Below are 17,064 nucleotides of genomic sequence, written 5' to 3' on the forward strand. Positions count from 1 at the left end.
CAGGGGCCTCATACGGGTGTGATGCTGCGCCCCAGCAGGGCCGTGACATCCACCGTCTCGTCCGCCGGGGGAGTGGCCGTGGGCACGGGCCGGTCGAATCCGGAGAAGTCCACGGTCCCCGTCTCGTCGGCGTTGCGCACGGTGAGCCGCACCGGGTACGGCGTGCCCTCGGCGGACACGTAGGCCGTCAGGCGCTCGTCGCCCTCGGCCCGGGTCACCGGAACGACGGGCGCACCGTTCACCTCGGTCCTCCCGCCCTTGGTCAGGGTGGACCGGTCGGCGGTGTCGGCGTTGTCCGTGATCAGCTCGCGGAAGGTGTCGAGATCGCAGACCGTGGTCACGCTCAGCAGTCGCGGGTCGTCCGCCTCGGCCTTCAGGTAGCGGCCGTCGAGGATCGCGTCGAAGGTGGAGCCGCCGATCGGCACATGCTTGTTCCAGAAGGCGGCGTCCGGCTTCAGCCAGACGTCGTCGCCGAGTTTCACGATCTCCACCGAGCCGTCCTCGCCCATGTCGACCCCGCCCGTACAGTTCCCCTCGCGGTCCAGGGTGAGGTCGAGGCTCATGTCCGGGCCGCTCCCGTCGAGACTCCCGCGCGCGCTCAGGTGCAGGGAGTCCACGTCGAGCAGGGCGTCGCGCGAGCGGTCGGCAATCTCCTCGGCGGGGAGCGAGTCGATGTCGTCGTCAGCCTGCGCGACCACACCACTCGTCAGGGTGAGGACAACGGTCGCGGCCCCTGCCGCCGCACGTGCGGCCCAACGGTGTGCGTTCACATCGTCTCCTCGAAAACGCCCCGGTCAGGGGGTGCGTTCCATGAGAACCGGCACATTCGAGCCTACGCCGCGAGCGGGGGAGCCGCCCGGCGCACTCACAGAGCGTGAGAAGTGGCCGCGTTTCTCGTTACGGAGGGTGGGCAGAGCTGCGGTGATCCCGCCCGGGATCACACTGGGCACGCAGCACGTAGGGAGAACCATGAAGCTGTTCACGGGGAACAGGCCGTTCACGGGGAGCGACCGCTCCCGGTCGGCCCGGCGGGCCGTCGCCGCGGCCTCCATGGCGGCAGCGCTGGCGGTCCCGGTCACCGCGGCGACCGCGACCGCCGCCCCGGCCGCGATCCCGCCCGGCCTCTCCTGCGACACCGGCAAGCACGCCATCGACGACTACACGGGCTTCGCGCTCTGCCGCAACAACGGCAGCCAGACGCAGACCTTCTGGGTCCACCTCGTCTGCGGCTGGTCCCCGGACGTCGACGGCGAACACGTCACCCTCAGGCCCGGAGAGTCGGGCCAGTCCACCGCCCACTGCGCGGGCCTCGGCACCGGCATCGGCGAGATCCACGTCCGCCCGTGACCTGATGCCTGTCCCGGCCCCCGCTCCGGCCGGAACGGTTGAGCGTGCCGCCTCCTCTCGTTACCCTCCAGTAAGTACGTGGGGGCGCAGCCGGGACGACCGGCCGGCCCGCACCACGAGGGAGGCGGCACGCCCATGTCCTCAGCGGAGCCCACCGAAGCGGAGCCCACCGGGCAGACCGGCCCGGTCGTACGGGAGACCGGACGCGGCCCCCGCCCCACCGCCCCCGTTCCGCCGCCGGGTCCGGGGCCCGGGCTCGCGGAGAGCGCCCGTCGGCTCGCCGACTCCGCCACCACCTCCACCGCGCTCGTGACCGACGCCCTCACCCGCATCGAGGCCGCGCAGCCCACCCTCAACGCCTTCCGCCACCTGCGGGCCGAAGCGGCCCTCGCCGAGGCCGCGGAGGCCGACCGGAGGCTCGCGGCGGGGGAGCGGCTGCCGCTCCTCGGCGTGCCGGTCGCCGTCAAGGACGACACCGATGTGGCGGGCCTGCCCACCCACTTCGGCTGCGACGGAGAGCGGCCCCCGGCGGCCTCCGACAGCGAGGCGGTCCGCCGGCTGCGCGCCGCCGGAGCCGTCGTTGTCGGCAAGACCAACTCCTGCGAGCTGGGCCAGTGGCCCTTCACCGAAGGTCCCGCCTTCGGGGCCACCCGCAACCCCTGGAACACCGAACACACCCCGGGCGGCTCCTCCGGCGGATCGGCGGCGGCCGTCGCCGCCGGACTCGTCCCCGCCGCCCTCGGCTCGGACGGCGCCGGATCCGTGCGCATCCCCGCCGCGTGGACGCACCTCGTCGGCATCAAACCGCAGCGCGGGCGCATCTCGGTCCACCCGCACAGCGACGCCTTCCAGGGGCTCACCGTGAACGGCACCCTCACCCGTACGGTCGCCGACGCGGCGCTGCTCCTGGACGCCGTCGCCGGAGCGCACCCGGAGGACCTCCACCGCCCGCCCGCCGTGCGCGCCGCCGACGCCGCCCGCCGCGACCCGGGCCGCCTGCGCATCGCCCTCGCCTGGCGTCCCCCGCTCACGCTCACCGGCGCCGGACCGGACCCGGAGGTGCGCCGGGCCGTCACCGCGCTCGCCGAGACCCTCGCCCGGCTCGGCCACCACGTCGAGGAGGCCCGCCCCCGGTACGGGCTGATCGGCCTCGCCTTCGTGCCGCGCGCCACCGCGGGCATCGCCGAATTCGCCGCCCGCCACCCCGAACCCGCCCTGCTCGACCCGCGCACCCGCAGCGCCCTGCGGACCGGGACGCGGCTGGGCGGACGCGTGGTGCGGGCCGCCCGCGCCCGTGAAGTGCGCCAGCACCGCAGGATCGGCGCCCTCTTCGACGCCTCCGGCTTCGACGTGCTGCTCACCCCGACCACGGCCGCGCCACCGCCCCGGATCGGCGCCTTCGACCGCCTCAGCGCCTGGCGCACCGACCTCACGATGGCGGCCGCCTGTCCCTACGCCTGGCCGTGGAACGTCCTCGGCTGGCCCGGCGTGAACGTCCCGGCCGGCTTCACCCGGTCCGGGCTCCCGGTCGGCGCCCAACTGCTCGGCCCCTCCCGGAGCGAGGAGCGGCTGATCGCGCTCGCCGCCCAACTGGAGGACGACCTGCGCTGGTACGAGCACCGCCCGCCGGTCTGACGGCCGGGGCTCATCCGCGGGCGTACGCTCGGGCGTCCCCCGGGGCGGTCAGCTCCGCCTCCACCCGTTCCACGGCCGGCATCGCGCCGAACGCGACCAGGTGGACCAGGCAGTGATCGGTGAACGGCGGCACCCGATGTCTTCGAGGCGCCGCGCGCCGGAGCCGCGGGCTTCCTCCTGAAGGACACCGAGCCCGCCGATCTGCTCCGGGTGATCAGGGTCGCCGCCGCCGGTGACGCCCTCCTCCCGCCCGCGATCACCCGCCGGCTGATCGGCGAGTTCGTCGCCCGCCCTCCGGACCGCTTCTCCGCTCCCGGACCGGATTCCCTCACCCGACGTGAGCGGGAGGTCACCGCGCTCGCCGCCCGCGGCCTCAGCAACGACGAGATCGCTGTCCACATGGTGGTCAGCCCCTTCACCGCCAAGACCCATGTGAGCCGCGCGATGATCAAGCTCGGCGCCCGCGACCGGGCCCGGCTCGTGGTCTTCGCCTACGCGTCCGGGCTGGTCGAGCCCCGGTCGCGGACCGACGAGGGCCCGGCCCCGGGACGCGGACGCGCCCACGGTGCGTGAACCCGTGCGGGGGCCTTGTGGAGCCCGGCACGGTGAAGAGATATCTTGATGTCAAGCAATGTTGCAGACGTGGAGCGGAGCACCCGGTGACTGACTCGACCATCATCTATACGCACACCGACGAGGCCCCTGCCCTGGCGACCTACTCGTTCCTGCCCGTGGTCGAGGCCTACGCCTCGACCGCAGGCGTCACGGTCGAGCGCCGTGACATCTCCCTCGCGGGCCGGATCATCGCCAGTTTCCCGGAGCACCTCAAGGCCGAGCAGCGTATCGATGACGCTCTCGCCGAGCTCGGCGAGCTGGCCAGGACGCCCGGCGCGAACATCATCAAGCTGCCGAACATCTCGGCGTCGATCCCGCAGCTCAAGGCCGCCGTCGCCGAGCTCCAGGAGCAGGGCTACGCCCTTCCGGACTACCCGGACGACCCGCAGACCGACGAGGCCAAGGACGTCCGCGCCCGGTACGACAAGGTCAAGGGCAGCGCCGTGAACCCGGTGCTGCGCGAGGGCAACTCCGACCGCCGCGCCCCCGCCTCCGTCAAGAACTACGCCAAGGCCCACCCGCACCGCATGGGCGCCTGGACGGCCGACTCGAAGACGAACGTCGCGACCATGGGCGTCGACGACTTCCGCTCCACCGAGAAGTCCGCGGTCATCGCCGAGGACGGCTCGCTCCGCATCGAGCTCCACGGCGACGACGGCACCACCACCGTGCTCCGCGCGTCCGTACCCGTCCTCAAGGGCGAGGTCGTCGACGCGGCCGTCATGCGCGTCGCCGCGCTGCGCGAGTTCTTCACCGCGCAGGTCGCCCGCGCCAAGGCCGAGGGCGTGCTGTTCTCCGTGCACCTCAAGGCCACCATGATGAAGGTCTCCGACCCGATCATCTTCGGCCACGCGGTCCGCGCCTTCTTCCCCGACACCTTCGCCAAGTACGGCGAGCAGCTCGCCGCGGCGGGCCTCACCCCGAACGACGGCCTGGGCGGCATCCTCAAGGGCCTGGACTCCCTGCCGGGCGTCGGCGCCGAGATCCAGGCGTCCTTCGAGGCCGAGCTCGCCGAGGGCCCCGCCCTCGCGATGGTCGACTCCGACAAGGGCATCACCAACCTGCACGTCCCCAGCGACGTCATCGTCGACGCCTCCATGCCCGCCATGATCCGCACCTCGGGTCACATGTGGGGCCCGGACGGCAACGAGGCCGACACCATCGCCGTCCTCCCGGACAGCAGCTACGCCGGCGTCTACCAGGTCGTCATCGACGACTGCCGCGCCAACGGCGCCTTCGACCCGTCGACCATGGGCTCCGTGCCCAACGTCGGTCTGATGGCGCAGAAGGCCGAGGAGTACGGCAGCCACGACAAGACCTTCGAGATCCCCGCCACCGGCACCGTGCGCGTCGTCGACGCGAGCGGCGCGGTCGTGCTGGAGCAGGCCGTCGGCGCCGGCGACATCTTCCGGATGTGCCAGACCAAGGACCTGCCCATCCAGGACTGGGTCAAGCTCGCCGTCACCCGCGCCCGCGCCACCGGCAACCCGGCCGTGTTCTGGCTGGACGAGACCCGCGCGCACGACGCCAACCTGATCGCCAAGGTGAAGACGTACCTCGCCGACCACGACACGGACGGCCTGGACCTCTCGATCAAGTCCCCGGTCGAGGCCACCGCCTTCTCCCTGGAGCGCATCCGCCGCGGCGAGGACACCATCTCCGTCACCGGCAACGTGCTCCGCGACTACCTCACCGACCTCTTCCCGATCCTGGAGCTCGGCACCAGCGCGAAGATGCTCTCCGTCGTCCCGCTGATGAACGGCGGCGGCCTCTTCGAGACCGGTGCGGGCGGCTCGGCCCCCAAGCACGTCCAGCAGCTCGTCAAGGAGAACTACCTCCGCTGGGACAGCCTGGGCGAGTTCCTGGCCCTCGCGGTCAGCTTCGAGCACCTGGCGACCACCACGGACAACGCGCGGGCCCAGGTCCTCGCCGACACCCTGGACCGGGCGACGGGCACCTTCCTCAACGAGGACAAGTCCCCGAGCCGTCGCCTCGGCGGCATCGACAACCGCGGCAGCCACTTCTACCTGGCCCTGTACTGGGCCCAGGAGCTGGCGCGGCAGACCGACGACGCCAAGCTCGCCGAGGCGTTCGCGCCGCTCGCCAAGACGCTGGCCGAGCAGGAGGAGACCATCGTCGCCGAGCTGATCGCGGTGCAGGGCTCCCCGGCCGAGATCGGCGGCTACTTCCAGCCCGACCCGGCCAAGGCCGAGGCGGTCATGCGCCCGTCCGCCACGTTCAACCAGGCCATCGCGTCGCTCGCCTGACCTGAAGAGAGGCGGACCCGTCCACCTCACCGCACCGCCCCGGCAGGCCCCGCGCCCGCCGGGGCGGTGCGCGTTCGGAGCCCGTACGGGGGACGGACCAATCCGCCGGGTCCGGGGCTCCGAATGACGACCGTGAGTATCACCCGGAAAGCCCTGACCCGCGGCGCGCTCGCCGCACTGAGCGGACTGCTCGCGGGATTCGCCTCGCTGGCCGTCGCCGAGCTGGTGTCGGCGGCCGTCAGGCCCGAGGCGAGTCCCGTGACGGCGGTCGGCGGTGCGGCCATCGACCGGACGCCCGCCGCGGTGAAGGACTGGGCGATCCGGAACTTCGGCGAGGACGACAAGCTCGTCCTGCAACTCGGCATCGTCGTCACGCTCGCCCTCTTCGCCCTGGTCGTGGGCCTGTTGGCGCTGCGGCACCGGCGGGCCGGCTCCGCCGCCGTCCTGGTCTTCGGTGTGGTCGGCACCGCGGCCGCCGTCAGCAGGCCGGACTCCACGGGCCTCGTGGACGGTCTGCCGTCCCTGGTGGGGGCGGTCGTCGGGGCCGTACTGCTGTACGTCCTGATCGGCCGGCTCACCGGCCCGCACCGCGACACCGGGGACGAGCCGGACGGCGAACGGGCCGACGAGCCCCAGCACGAGGCCGGTTGGGACCGGCGGGGCTTCGTGATCGCCGCCACCGCCGCGGCCGCCGCGTCCACGGCGGCCGGCGCCGTCGGCCGTGCGCTGAACAGCCGCAGCAGCCAGAACGCCGTCGCCTCCCGCGAGGCCGTGACCCTGCCGAAGCCGGCCTCGCCCGCGAAGCCGATCCCGGCGGGCGCACAGCTGAGGGTCCGCGGCCTCAGCCCCTTCACCACCCCGAACGGCTCCTTCTACCGGGTGGACACCGCCCTCGTGGTCCCCAAGGTCGACGCCAACTCCTGGCGGCTGCGCGTCCACGGCAAGGGCGTGCGCCGGGACCTGGAGTTCACCTACCAGGACCTGCTGCAACGGCCCTTGATCGAACGCGAGATCACCCTCTGCTGCGTCTCCAACGAGGTCGGCGGACCCTACATCGGTCACGCCAGGTGGATCGGCGTGCGCCTGGCCGACCTGCTCAAGGAGGCGGGCGTCAAGCCGCCGTCCCGAGGCGGCGAGGCCGACCAGATCATCGCCCGCTCGGTGGACGGCATGACGCTCGGCACCCCCGTCGAGGACGTCATGGACGGCCGGGACGCGATGCTCGCCGTCGGCATGAACGGCGAACCGCTGCCCTTCGTCAACGGGTTCCCCGTCCGGATGCTCGTCCCCGGCCTGTACGGGTACGTGTCCGCCTGCAAGTGGATCGAGGACATCGAGCTCACCACGTTCGACGACTACGACGCCTACTGGGTGAAGCGCAAGTGGGCGCGGAAGGCCCCGATCAAGACCCAGTCCCGGATCGACACCCCCAAGCCCTTCGGACGCCCGGAGGCCGGCACGGTGATGGTGGCCGGGGTGGCCTGGGCCCAGCACCGCGGCATCGAGAAGGTCGAGATCCGGGTGGACGACGGTCCCTGGCGGCCGGCGCAACTCGCCGAACAGGGCACGGTCGACACCTGGCGCCAGTGGTCCTATCCGTGGAAGGCGACCCCCGGTGGTCACACCCTGACCGTCCGCGCCACCGACGGCACCGGCGAGCTCCAGACCGAGGAGCGCACCAAGACCGTTCCCGACGGCGCGAGCGGCTGGCACTCCGTCGTGGTGACGGTGGACTGACGATCCCTCGTCGTGGTGACCGTGGGCTGACGCATCGTCAAGTGTTGCCCGTGGCAGGGCGTTCGCGCCGCCTCACGGGGCGAAGACCCTGCCGTTCGCCGACGACAGCCCCCGGACCGTCGGCGGACACAGCCGGGCGCCGAGATAGCCGTCCGGCCGCACCACGAAAGCCGTCCCCTCCCCGGCCCCGTACTGACGCGCGAACTCGCCGAGAGAGTCCCGGTGGAAGGGGACCGGCGCCCCGGCGGGGGCGGTCGCGTCTGCGGGCAGGATCCAGCGGGTCTCCATCAGGCCATGGGACGACTCCCGTGCCGCGGCGGCGAGATCGGCCGGCGTGTCGCCGGCCGGGTGGGTCCCGTAGACCAGCAGGACGTGCCCGCTCCCGCGCAGGACGTCGAACAGCCGCATCGGATACGCGGCGATGTCGCCCGTGAGGCCGCCGCAGTCCGGCGCCCGGTCCCCGGGGCGCGGTACGCTCCCGTCGTCCGGGCCGAGGGGCGTCACCAGCGGGCTGTCCCGGTGGTCGATGAGCAGCTGGGCCTCGCGCAGCAGCAGCGTGCCGGGGTCCGCCGGATCGGCCTGGACGCCCTCGGCCGCGTGCCGGACGGTCCGCCCGACGACCTCCTCGCCGACCGGACGGCGCTCGGCGTCGTAAGCGGTGAGGACGTTCGGACCCGCCGCGTCCCCGACCGCCAGTGCCAGCTTCCACGCCAGGCCGCAGGCGTCCTGGATCCCGGTGTTCATGCCCTGGGCGCCGGTCGGCGGATGGATGTGCGCCGCGTCCCCGGCGACGAACACCCGGCCCCGCCCGTACCGGTCCACCAGCCGGTGGCTGATCCGGAACACCGACGACCAGCGGAGCGCGGACGCCGTGACCGGTTCCGGGGCCAGCCGGACCAGGACCTTCTGGATGTCGGCGAGGGCGGGCGCGGTGCCGCCCTCCAGACCGTGGGCCACCCCGTCGCCGCCCGCGGTCCCGGACGCCTCCGCCTGCCGTGCGGCGGACAGCTCCGGCGGCACCAGCATCGACATCCGGTAGCGGCCCGTCCCCGGCAGCGGGATGCAGACCAGCAGGTCGTCGATCGCGCCGTCCTCGCCCCGGTGCATGGAGCGCACCCCGTACCCGGGCGGCAGACCCCAGTCCACCTCCACATCGGCGAGCATGTACTCCTCCGGGAACGCGCCGCCCTCGAAGGACAGCCCGAGCCCCTTGCGGACCAGGCTGTGCGCCCCGTCGCACCCCACGAGGAACCGGGAGCGGACCTCCTCCTCACCACCGGCCGACGTGGTCAGCCGGCTCGTCACCCCGTCGGCGTCCTGGGCGAACGCCACCAGTTCGGTGGCACGCTCGATCAGGGTGCCGAAACGCCCGAGGAACTCCTCCAGGACGCGCTCGGTCTCGTACTGCGGCAGCGCCGCGAAGCCGTACGGCACCTCGGGCGGCAGGACCAGCTCGATCCGTTCCTGCGCGACCCCGTTCACGTACGTCAGCTGTCCGCGCATCGGGACGGCGGCATCGAGCATGTCCCGCACCAGGCCCATCCGGTCGAAGAGCTCCAGGGTCCGCGGCTGGACGCCCACCGCCTTCGCGAACGGCAGCCGCGCCGGGAGCCGGTCCACGATCCGGCAGGAGACCCCCGATCGCCGCAGCTCGGCGGCGAGCATCAGCCCGACCGGGCCCGCGCCCGCCACGAGTACGTCGGTCGATTCGCTGCGTGCCACCGGGGCCTCCCGCCGTGGGCCCCCCTGGGTACGGTTTCCTCCATCGTCCTGCCATCGGCGGTCTCCGGCACCCGGGGAGCCTCACGCCCGAGCGGGTGGGGGCGGCGGAGTCATCGCCCACCGGATCGTCCCCGTCAGGGCCCTCCCGGCGGGCCGTACGCAGATCCTCTCGACCATCGGCAGCCGGGGCAGCCGCAGCTGTTCCCCGGCCCACGGCGGCAGGGCTGCCGCGGCGTTGGCGGCGAGCACGGCGTACGGGGGACGGGCCGGCCAGGGCAGCGGCGGATGCCGGAGAATGAAGCGGGCCGCGTCCAGCGCCTCCTGGGTGGCGCGCAGCTCGGGGCGGTAGGCGGCGATGCGTGCCGCCAGCTCCGCCCGGTCGCGCGGCGGGTCGGGGATGCCGAGGGCCCGGGCCACGGTCGCCATGTCGTCGATGTACCCGTCGCACCCGGCGCCGTCCAACGGCCGTGCCCCGTACCGCTGGTGGGCGCGCAGGAAGCTGTCCACCTCGGCGATGTGCACCCAGCACAACAGGTGCGGGTCGGCCGCGTGGTAGGGCTCGCCGGAGGACGAGATTCCGCGCACCCCCTCGTGCACGGACCGGACGCGGTCGACCGCCTCCTGGGCGTGCTCCGCCGTACCGAACGTGGTCACCGCCAGGAACGTGCTGGTCCGCTGGAGCCGCCCCCACGGATCGCCCCGGAACCCGGAGTGGCCCGCGACGGCGGCCATGGCGAGGGGGTGCAGCGACTGGAGGAGCAGGGCCCGCAGCCCGCCGATGAACATGGACGCGTCACCGTGCACCCGGCGCACCGGCCGGTCCGGGCCGAACCAGCGGGGGCCCGGGGTGCCATGGATCCGGGCCCGGTTCTCCGGGCCGGAGGGGCCCGCGACCCGGGAGAACAAGCCCCTGCCGATCCGTTCCCGCACCCCGGCGCCCGGCGTCACCCTGTTCATGGGTCCCAGTATGCCGGGCGGACGTCCGACGGGTCCGGGCTTCGCTAGGGCACCCGGGCCGTCCACTCCGGCGTACCGAACTTGGTGCGTACGAGTTCCTCGGCGCGCGCCAGTTCGTCGTCCGTCACGCTGCCCGTGGTGAGACCGTGGCGCTTGCGGAACGACTCGATCATGCGTTCGATGACGGTCTGGCGGGGAAGCCCCGTCTGCCGGCGGAGCGGATCGACGCGCTTCTTCGCGGAGCGGGTGCCCTTGTCGGACATCTTCTCCTTCCCGATGCGCAGTACCTCCAGCATCTTGTCGGCGTCGATGTCGTACGCCATGGTCACGTGGTGCAGCACGGCGCCCGGCCCGCCGTCCGGTCCGACCATCCGCTTCTGCGCCGCCCCGGCGATCTTGCCGACCTCGGTGGCGATGTCGTTGAGCGGCTGGTACCAGGCCTTGATGCCCATGTCGGCGAGGGCTTCGAGGACCCAGTCGTCCAGATAGGCGTAACTGTCGGCGAACGACAGTCCGGAGACCAGGGACTGCGGGACGGCCAGCGAGTAGGTGATGGTGGAGCTGGGCTCGGCGAACATCGCGCCGCCGCCGGAGATCCGGCGCACCACGTTCACGCCGTGCCGCTCGACGCCCGCCGGGTCCACCTCGTTGCGCAGCGACTGGAAGCTGCCGATGATCACGGCGGGGGAGTCCCACTCCCAGACCCGCAGCGTGGGCGGCCGGACCCCCGCCGCGACCTCGGCGGTGATCACCTCGTCCAGCGCCATGTGCAGGGCGGGCGACTGCGGGGCCTCGTGGATCAGCTGCCAGTCGTAGTCGCTCCACTCCGTGGCCTGCGCGAGCGCCCGGCGCACGGTGACGGCGACGCCCTCCGCGCTGAGTCCGAGCATCACCGTGGAGTCGGGCAGCGCCGCCTCGATCCGGGCCGCGAGCCCGGCCGTGTCGGTGTTGGCCGGGGCGCCCTCCAGTGCCGCGTCGATCGCGAGGATCGCCTCGTCGGGTTCGAGGAAGAAGTCCCCGGCGACGCGGACGTTCCGCAACGCCCCGCCCTCCACATCCAGGTCCACCACGACCAGCTTGCCGCCGGGAACCTTGTACTCACCGTGCACAGCGCCGCCTCCAGTTTCCGATGTCCGTTGTGCGGGGCCGGCTCGGCGACGAGCCGGACACACCCACCTATAACGCGCGCGGGAGTGCCGATCATCCCCGGCCCGGGACACCGTCCGCCGGAGTGCGCCGGGGCGTCAGCGGTGGGTGAACTCCGCGGGTCGCTTCTCGGAGAACGCCTTCATGCCCTCCTTCTGGTCGTCCGTCGCGAACACCGCGTGGAACAGGCGGCGCTCGAAGCGCACCCCCTCGGCGAGCGTCGTCTCGAAGGCCCGGTTCACCGCCTCCTTCGCCATCATCGCGACGGGCGCCGACATGCCGGAGACCGTCCCCGCGACCGCGAGCGCCTTCTCCAGCAGGTCCGCGTCCGGCACGATCCGGGAGACGAGACCGGCCCGCTCCGCCTCCTCGGCGTCCATGGTCCGCCCGGTGAGGCAGAGGTCCATCGCCTTGGCCTTGCCGACCGCCCGGGTGAGCCGCTGCGAGCCGCCGATGCCGGGGATCACGCCGAGCCGGATCTCCGGCTGCCCGAAGACGGCCGTGTCCGACGCGATGACCAGGTCGCACAGCATCGCCAACTCGCAGCCGCCGCCGAGCGCGTATCCCCGTACGGCCGCGATCGTCGGGGTGCGCAGCCGGCCGAGCCGGTCCCAGGCGGTGAACCAGTCGCTGAGGTACATGTCCATGTAGCTCCGCGGCTGCATCTCCTTGATGTCCGCCCCGGCGGCGAACGCCTTCACCCCGCTGCCGGTGATGACGATGCAGCCGACGTCCGGGTCGCGGTCGAGCGCCTCCGTGGCCTCGACGGTCTCCCGCATGACGTCCAGGCTCAGCGCGTTGAGCGCCTCCGGCCGGTTCAGGGTGAGCAGGGCGGTACGGCCCCGGCGTTCGACCAGGATGGTCCCGTACGGCCCCGGGCCGGACGTGCTTTCGCTGTGCTCGCTCATGCGGTGGCGCCCTTCTGCGTGTCGGTGGTGTGCGTCGAGGCCGCCCGGATGGCGCGGACGATCCCGGAGAAGTCCTGGTCCGCTCCCGCGCCCTCGGCGAACCGTGCGTACAACTCGGCTGCGCGCAGGCCCAGTTCTGCGTCGACTCCGCCCGCGCGGACCGCGTTGGCCGCCAGGGAGAGGTCCTTGGCCATCAGCGGGGCGGCGAAGCCGGGGCGGTAGTCGCGGTTGGCCGGGCTGGCCGGGACCGGGCCGGGGACGGGGCAGTTGACGGTGAGGGCCCAGCACTGGCCGGAGGCCGCCGACGCCACGTCGTACAGCGCCTGGTCGGAGAGGCCGAGGCTCTCGGCCAGCACGAACGCCTCGCTGACGGCGATCATCGAGACGCCGAGGATCATGTTGTTGCAGATCTTCGCCGCCTGCCCGGCGCCCGCCGCCCCGCAGTGCACCGCCTTCTTCCCCATCACCGACAGCAGCGGCTCGGCCGCCGCGAACGCGGCCTGCGAGCCCCCGGCCATGAAGGTGAGCGTGCCCGCCTCTGCGCCCACCACCCCGCCGGAGACCGGGGCGTCCAGGGAGCGGTGGCCTGCCGCCTGTGCCGCCGCGTGGGCGGCCCGGGAGTCGGCCACGTCGATGGTCGAGCAGTCGACGAACAGGGTGCCGGGGCGGGCGGCGGCGAGCAGGCCCTCCGGACCGTACAGGGAGAGCACATGGCGGCCCGCGGGCAGCATCGTGATCACCACGTCGGCCGCCGATGCGGCGTCGGCGGCGGACTCGGCCCGCTCGACCCCGCTCATAGCGGCGGCCGCCAGACAGGCTTCGACCAGATCGTGGCCGAGCACCCGGTGTCCGGCCCGGACGAGGTTGGCCGCCATCGGGCCGCCCATGTGGCCCAGTCCGATGAAGGCGACGGTCGTGGTCACCAGGGCACCTCCTGCGGTGAGTCGGATGCGGCGAGGGAGAGTCCCTCGTCGCCGGTCGGTGCGAAGTACCGGGCCACGTCCGCGTCCGTGACCTCGACGAGCGTGCCCGGCGACCACCGGGGCGCGCGGTCCTTGTCGATCACCTGGGCGCGGATGCCCTCCACCAGGTCGGGGGAGGAGAGAGCCGCGCAGGAGACGCGGTACTCCTGCTCCAGCACCCGCTCCAGCGGGCCGAGTCCGCGGCTCCGGCGCAGTGCGGCGAGGGTGACCTTCAGCGCGGTCGGCGAACGGCCGAGGATCGTGGCGGCCGCCTCGCCCGCCGCCGGGACGTCGGAGGCGAGCAGCCGCTCCACGATCTCCTCGACCGTGTCGGCGGCGTAACAGCGGTCGATCCAGGAGCGGTTGTGCTCCAGAACCCCGGGCGGCACGTCCCGGACGTGGCGAGGGAGCGCCGCCGCCGGGGCCTCGCCCGCCAGCGCGGCGAGGAACGCGGGCAGCTCCGCCCCCGGTACGAAGTGGTCCGCGAGCCCGCACAGCAGGGCGTCCCCGGCCCCCGCCACCGCACCGGTCAGAGCGAGATGGGTGCCCAGCTCACCGGGTGCGAGGGCCAGCAGATAGGTCCCTCCGACGTCCGGTACGAAGCCGATCCCGGTCTCCGGCATGGCGACCCTGGACCGCTCGGTGACGATCCGGACGCTGCCGTGCGCCGAGACCCCGACCCCGCCGCCCATCACGATGCCGTCCATGACCGCCACGTACGGCTTCGGGTAGCGGGCGATGCGGGCGTTGAGCCGGTACTCGTCGCGCCAGAACGCGGCCGTCGCCCCGCCGTCCGCGCGGGCGTCCTCGTAGATCGACCGGATGTCGCCGCCCGCGCACAGGCCGCGCTCCCCGGCCCCGGTGAGGACGACGGCGGCCACCACCGGGTCGTGCTCCCACCGGTCCAGGGCGGCCGTGACCGTCTTCACCATCGCGTGGGTGAGCGCGTTGAGCGCCCCCGGCCGGTTCAGGGTCAGCACCCCCGTACGTCCCTCGACGCGGGCGAGGACGAGCTCCTCGGTCATCGCAGGGCTCCCGTCAGGCTCCGGGCCACCATGACGCGCATGATCTCGTTGGTCCCTTCCAGGATCTGGTGGACCCGCAGGTCCCGGACGATCTTCTCGATGCCGTACTCGGCCAGATAGCCGTAGCCGCCGTGCAGTTGGAGCGCCCGGTCGGCCACCGAGTAGCCGGTGTCCGTCGCGAAGTGCTTGGCCATCGCGCACAACTGCGGGGCGGCGGCCACGTTCCGGTCGAGCGCCTCGGCCGCATGCCGCACCAGCGCCCGGGCGGCGGCCAGTTCGGTGGCCATGTCGGCCAGCCGGAACTGCAGCGCCTGCGCGTCCAGCAGCCGGACGCCGAACGCCTCCCGGTCCGCGAGATGCGCGAGGCTGCGGTCCAGAGCGCTCTGCGCCCCGCCCAGCGAGCAGGCGGCGATGCCGAGGCGGCCGCCGTTGAGCCCGTTCATCGCGATGCGGAAGCCGCCGCCCTCCTCGCCGAGCAGCCGGTCGGCCGGGATCCGCACCTCGTCCAGCAGGACCTGCCGGGTCGGCTGGGCGTTCCACCCCATCTTCTTCTCGTTGGGCCCGAACGTGAGCCCGGGGTCGTCCCGTTCGACGAGGAACGCGGAGATTCCCCGGGCCCCGTCGTCGCCGGTGCGGGCCAGTACGACATAGAGGTGCGAGGCGCCCGCCCCGGAGATGAACTGCTTCGTCCCCGTCAGCACGTAGTGGTCGCCGTCGCGCACCGCGCGGGTGCGCAGCGCGGCGGCGTCGGACCCGGCGCCCGGCTCGGTCAGGCAGTAGCTGCCGAGCCGTTCCATGGTGCAGAGCTCCGGCAGATGGCGGGCCCGCTGGTCCTCGGTGCCGTACCGGTCGACCATCCAGCCGACCATGTTGTGGATGGAGAGATAGCCCGCGATGGACGGGCAGCCGGTGGCCAGGGCCTCGAAGACCAGGACGCCGTCGGAGCGGGACAGCTCGGAGCCGCCCCTGTCCTCCCGCACGTACACGCCGCCGAGGCCGAGCCCCGCCGCCTTGCGCAGCACGTCGACGGGGAAGTGCTTGTCCTGGTCCCAGGTCACGGCGTGCGGGGACAGGTGTTCCTGGGCGAAGTCCAGGGTCGTCTCGACGACCGCGAGCTGGTCGTCGGTGAGGAGCGTGGTCACGGCACTCATCCCATGGTCGGAATCGTGAAGCTGGCCCCGTCCCGGATCCCCGAGGCGGGCCAGCGCGAAGTGACGGTCTTGGTACGGGTGTAGAAGCGGATGGCGTCCGGCCCGTGCTGGTTCAGGTCGCCGAAGCCGGACCGCTTCCAGCCGCCGAACGTGTGGTAGGCCACCGGCACCGGGATCGGCACGTTGACGCCGACCATGCCGGTGTCGACGCGGCGCGTGAAGTCGCGGGCGGTGTCGCCGTCGCGGGTGAAGAGCGCGACGCCGTTGCCGTACGGGTGCTCCGAGGGCAGCCGCAGCGCCTCCTCGTAGTCCGCCGCGCGGACCACGGACACCACGGGGCCGAAGATCTCCTCCTGGTAGATCCGCATGTCGGGAGTGACCCGGTCGAAGAGCGACGCGCCCGCGAAGAAGCCGTCCTCGTGCCCTTCCAGCGTGAAGTCCCGGCCGTCGACGACCAGTTCGGCGCCCTCCTGGACGCCGAGGTCGACGTAGCCGCGCACCCGGTCCACCGCGTCGCGGCCCACCAGCGGCCCGAAGTCGGCGTCCGGGTCGTCCGAGCGGCCGATCCGCAGCCCGGCGATCCGCTCGGTGAGCCTGGCGACCAGCGCGTCCGCGGTGGCCTCGCCCACCGGCACGGCCACCGAGATCGCCATGCACCGCTCGCCCGCCGAGCCGTAACCGGCGCCGATCAGCGCGTCCACCGCCTGGTCCAGGTCGGCGTCCGGCATCACGATCATGTGGTTCTTCGCCCCGCCGAAACACTGCGCGCGCTTGCCGTGGGCGGCGGCGGTGGCGTAGAGGTGCGCGGCGACGGGCGTCGAGCCGACGAAGCCGAGCGCCTTGACGCGCGGATCCTCCAGGAGGGTGTCCACGGCCTCCTTGCCGCCGTTGACGACGTTGAGAACCCCGGGCGGCAGGCCCGCCTCCAGGAACAGCTCCGCCAGCCGCAGCGGCACCGACGGGTCCCGCTCCGAGGGCTTGAGGATGAAGGCGTTTCCGCAGGCCAGGGCTGGCGCGGCCTTCCACAGTGGGATCATCGCGGGGAAGTTGAACGGGGTGATGCCCGCGACCACCCCGAGCGGCCGGCGCAGCGAGTGGACGTCGATCCCGGCGCCCGCGTTGTCGCTGAACTCGCCCTTCAGCAGATGCGGGACGCCGGCGGCGAACTCCACGACGTCCAGCCCGCGCGCGATGTCGCCGTGCGCGTCGGCCACGGTCTTGCCGTGCTCGGAGGAGAGCAGCCGGGCCAGGGAGCCCTTCTCCTTCTCGACGAGTTGGAGGAAGCGCAGCAGCACGCGGGCGCGGCGCTGCGGATTCCACTCGCCCCACGCGCGCTGGGCCTGCTCGGCGTCGGCGATGGCCGCCTCGGTCTCGGAGCGGTCGGCCAGCGGCACGCGGGCCTGGACCCGGCCGGTGTTGGGGTCGAAGACATCGCCGTAGGTGCCCGAGGTGCCGGGTGTGTGCTTGCCGCCGATGACATGGGTGAGTTCGCGGACCATGGAAGCCTGCTCTCGTCGGTGAGATGGTCAGGTGAGATCCGGGGATGGCGCGCGGCGGCCACCGGCGCACGGCGCGCCGGTGATCCGGTGCGC

14 protein-coding genes and 1 pseudogene are annotated in these 17,064 nt (G+C 73.1%); 5 read left to right on the forward strand and 10 right to left on the reverse strand.

Features of this window, described 5'->3' with window-relative positions:
- Window positions 1–8: 8 nt before the first annotated feature.
- Entirely contained in the window at window positions 9–770 is a 762-nt protein-coding gene (locus tag OG245_RS32205) for a hypothetical protein (RefSeq protein WP_371626856.1), read from the reverse strand.
- A 199-nt stretch (window positions 771–969) separates the two neighbouring features.
- On the opposite strand from OG245_RS32205, the gene OG245_RS32210 reads away from it, so the two are divergent.
- Together OG245_RS32210 and OG245_RS32215 are read left to right on the forward strand one after the other, a co-directional pair.
- Entirely contained in the window at window positions 970–1,347 is a 378-nt protein-coding gene (locus tag OG245_RS32210) for a hypothetical protein (protein WP_371626857.1), read from the forward strand.
- A gap of 135 nt (window positions 1,348–1,482) precedes the next feature.
- Window positions 1,483–2,982 (forward strand): amidase, encoded by a 1,500-nt coding sequence (locus OG245_RS32215; protein ID WP_371626858.1) that lies wholly within the window; start codon window positions 1,483–1,485, stop codon window positions 2,980–2,982.
- Window positions 2,983–2,992: 10 nt separating this feature from the next.
- Here OG245_RS32215 and OG245_RS32220 read toward each other — a convergent pair whose 3' ends face one another.
- The gene (locus OG245_RS32220) at window positions 2,993–3,115 is read right to left on the reverse strand and encodes a hypothetical protein (protein WP_371626859.1); all 123 of its coding nucleotides are present in this window, start codon (window positions 3,113–3,115) and stop codon (window positions 2,993–2,995) included.
- Window positions 3,116–3,120: 5 nt separating this feature from the next.
- Here OG245_RS32220 and OG245_RS32225 point away from each other — a divergent pair.
- The 3 genes and pseudogenes from OG245_RS32225 to OG245_RS32235 form a co-directional block, all read left to right on the forward strand.
- Window positions 3,121–3,555 (forward strand): annotated as a pseudogene (locus OG245_RS32225) (LuxR C-terminal-related transcriptional regulator); the annotation flags it as partial.
- A gap of 86 nt (window positions 3,556–3,641) precedes the next feature.
- On the forward strand, window positions 3,642–5,864 hold the full coding sequence (locus OG245_RS32230) for an NADP-dependent isocitrate dehydrogenase (RefSeq protein WP_371626860.1): 2,223 nt from the start codon (window positions 3,642–3,644) through the stop codon (window positions 5,862–5,864).
- A 123-nt stretch (window positions 5,865–5,987) separates the two neighbouring features.
- Entirely contained in the window at window positions 5,988–7,601 is a 1,614-nt protein-coding gene (locus OG245_RS32235; protein ID WP_371626861.1) for a molybdopterin-dependent oxidoreductase, read from the forward strand.
- Window positions 7,602–7,673: 72 nt separating this feature from the next.
- On the opposite strand, the gene OG245_RS32240 is transcribed toward OG245_RS32235, so the two are convergent.
- The 8 genes from OG245_RS32240 to OG245_RS32275 all read right to left on the reverse strand — a co-directional run bounded on the left by OG245_RS32240 (window position 7,674) and on the right by OG245_RS32275 (window position 16,971).
- A complete protein-coding gene (locus tag OG245_RS32240) occupies window positions 7,674–9,323 on the reverse strand; it encodes an FAD-dependent monooxygenase (RefSeq protein ID WP_371626862.1) in 1,650 nt (549 codons plus the stop codon).
- An 81-nt stretch (window positions 9,324–9,404) separates the two neighbouring features.
- Entirely contained in the window at window positions 9,405–10,280 is an 876-nt protein-coding gene (locus OG245_RS32245; RefSeq protein ID WP_371626863.1) for an oxygenase MpaB family protein, read from the reverse strand.
- A 44-nt stretch (window positions 10,281–10,324) separates the two neighbouring features.
- The gene (locus OG245_RS32250; protein ID WP_371626864.1) at window positions 10,325–11,389 is read right to left on the reverse strand and encodes a biotin/lipoate A/B protein ligase family protein; all 1,065 of its coding nucleotides are present in this window, start codon (window positions 11,387–11,389) and stop codon (window positions 10,325–10,327) included.
- A 135-nt stretch (window positions 11,390–11,524) separates the two neighbouring features.
- Window positions 11,525–12,334: an enoyl-CoA hydratase gene (locus tag OG245_RS32255; protein ID WP_371626865.1), complete on the reverse strand. Its 810-nt coding sequence runs from the start codon at window positions 12,332–12,334 to the stop codon at window positions 11,525–11,527.
- Complete coding sequence (gene mmsB, locus OG245_RS32260) at window positions 12,331–13,257, reverse strand: 3-hydroxyisobutyrate dehydrogenase (protein WP_371626866.1); 927 nt, start codon at window positions 13,255–13,257, stop codon at window positions 12,331–12,333. The genes OG245_RS32255 and mmsB overlap by 4 nt, the downstream gene beginning before the upstream one ends.
- Window positions 13,254–14,321, reverse strand: coding sequence for an enoyl-CoA hydratase/isomerase family protein (locus tag OG245_RS32265; protein WP_371626867.1), 1,068 nt, complete (start codon window positions 14,319–14,321; stop codon window positions 13,254–13,256). The genes mmsB and OG245_RS32265 overlap by 4 nt, the downstream gene beginning before the upstream one ends.
- Window positions 14,318–15,472: an acyl-CoA dehydrogenase family protein gene (locus tag OG245_RS32270; RefSeq protein ID WP_371626868.1), complete on the reverse strand. Its 1,155-nt coding sequence runs from the start codon at window positions 15,470–15,472 to the stop codon at window positions 14,318–14,320. The genes OG245_RS32265 and OG245_RS32270 overlap by 4 nt, the downstream gene beginning before the upstream one ends.
- Window positions 15,469–16,971: a CoA-acylating methylmalonate-semialdehyde dehydrogenase gene (locus tag OG245_RS32275; RefSeq protein WP_371626869.1), complete on the reverse strand. Its 1,503-nt coding sequence runs from the start codon at window positions 16,969–16,971 to the stop codon at window positions 15,469–15,471. The genes OG245_RS32270 and OG245_RS32275 overlap by 4 nt, the downstream gene beginning before the upstream one ends.
- Between the last annotated feature and the right edge of the window lie 93 nt (window positions 16,972–17,064).

Origin of the sequence: Streptomyces sp. NBC_01116, from assembly GCF_041435495.1 — a bacterium.
In the GTDB taxonomy this organism is placed as follows: Bacteria; Actinomycetota; Actinomycetes; order Streptomycetales; family Streptomycetaceae; genus Streptomyces.